Raw genomic sequence first — 1,735 nt, forward strand, 5'->3', positions numbered from 1 at the left:
TCAGAAACTGTCGCTATTTAATTCTTTGTTAAGCTTATAGCCGTTGTTTTTAATTAATTTTTAAAAGAAATCAACTCTTTTTCTAAAAAAGAGACCTTTCTTGATTTAAGAACGGATAGTAAGCTTTTTCCACTGTATTTTAATAGGTCTAATTTTTTTAGGATTAATAGGATTAAATCGTAGCAACAAATAACGGCACTTGTGGGAACTTCTTGATACAGTGCATAGGGGATGTAGGATGGTGAAGCCGATCAATTTTTTCCTGACTTTCCTTACTTTCCTTTTTTCAAATTATTTTCCTTTGGTAATTGTATTCGTATTTATTGGGAGAAAATCCTGAATGGGAAAAATTGGTGTTATTACTCAAAAATTGTCATCCCGAAACGATAAAGCGACCGATTGCGATTTTTATGGGTTGGTTACTACGGGTCGTCAACCCTTCCGACCAGGAAAGTCGAGAATGGCTTCGTAAAATATTTCAATTGGATTTTGATGATTTGTTATACGAAGAAGATCGCCGACGTAATAAAGATTTAACCGTTAATTCGCTCTTATATACCGTTAGTAAGCGATATGATTGCGCAAGGCAAAGATGAGTGGGTCCAATTATTTTTAACACACGGAGGAACCTCAGAATCTATTCAGGCTTTGGTGCTAGCAGACTATGAACCTCATTACAACAGTCTAGAAGAAATAATTTATAGAAGTTGGGGTTTCGGCGCTTTTAAAAATTTAAAATATGACACTATTATTCAGTTGCTTCAGAAAACAGATATACAAAAAGTAGTCATTTTATTTCTCCTGGAGATTACACGATTAAAGAGAAATCGGATACCCCTGTCGCTATAGTGGAAAAATCTATACGGATTAGAGAGAGCGCGTATCGATATATTGATGTTGATACATATAAGCTTTTGTTAGAAATGATTAAATCTCTGGATGTCTCAGGTCACCCAGAACTACGGAATTCACGATTAAGTGCTGAAGAGAGCCATCAATTAGAATTAATTATTTCCGGTGTAATGAATTTATATCATCGCCCGGTTATTGACTCCGCTCGATTTCTTCATGAAGAATTAGAAGCCATAATCGCTCATTGGATTGGCAATCAAAGAATCGATGAAGAGGATTTCATTGAAATCAAGTGCCGAATGGAATCGGGGTAGGCTGATTATTGTAAGCAGAGAGTTTCTTTTAGCGATGTAAAACGAACGGCTGAGAAAATGGCCAACTACTATGAACGACTCGGCTATCCAGAACACGTCCCGAGCGATTTTAGCGAAATTGCCTAGGGAAAATCAGCCTTCCGTCACAGGGGTTTTCCAAACGACCGTTTTGGGTGAGATGAGCTGAAACATACCCGCTGTGATTCAACCGCTCAATCACTACTTTCCAGAGCAGACTTACCGGTGATTACGGGATAGCCCGTTTACGTGAGCCGAGAGGGAAGAAGAAATGACATTGAATTTCTGTCACTCATTGTTCTTGGGTTGGGGTTCTTGGGTTGGGAGTGTCGGGTTTTATTCTTTCCTTGACCCGGAGTATTTGCCCCCTTGGGTGTCGTGCTGTGTTTGTCGGGCTGGAAATTCTCGTTATTAAGGGCGTCATTGAGCATTGGTGGAAGTTGGGGTTTGTTTAAATTAGGTAAAAAGATCACGAATCAGGTTTGCGATAGGCCTGCGAAAGTGAAAGTGAGCACTTCACGGATTCAAGTCCCTTCCTCCCCAAGAAAAGG

General features: G+C 39.3%; 3 protein-coding genes. All 3 read left to right on the plus strand.

Annotated elements, in window-relative coordinates; genetic code table 11:
• Positions 1-323: 323 nt before the first annotated feature.
• Genes B1F79_RS04365 through B1F79_RS04375 form a run of 3 tightly spaced genes read left to right on the plus strand, consistent with a single transcriptional unit; the run spans position 324 to position 1,166 of the window.
• Positions 324-596: a hypothetical protein gene (locus B1F79_RS04365; RefSeq protein WP_251366142.1), complete on the plus strand. Its 273-nt coding sequence runs from the start codon at positions 324-326 to the stop codon at positions 594-596.
• Positions 574-849 (plus strand): hypothetical protein, encoded by a 276-nt coding sequence (locus B1F79_RS04370; protein WP_251366143.1) that lies wholly within the window; start codon positions 574-576, stop codon positions 847-849. Before B1F79_RS04365 ends, B1F79_RS04370 begins: the two co-directional genes overlap by 23 nt.
• Positions 849-1,166 carry a hypothetical protein gene (locus B1F79_RS04375; protein ID WP_251366144.1) on the plus strand — a complete coding sequence of 106 codons (318 nt, stop codon included), beginning with the start codon at positions 849-851 and terminating at the stop codon, positions 1,164-1,166. Before B1F79_RS04370 ends, B1F79_RS04375 begins: the two co-directional genes overlap by 1 nt.
• Positions 1,167-1,735: the final 569 nt, after the last annotated feature.

The organism is Coxiella-like endosymbiont of Rhipicephalus sanguineus (assembly GCF_018687865.1).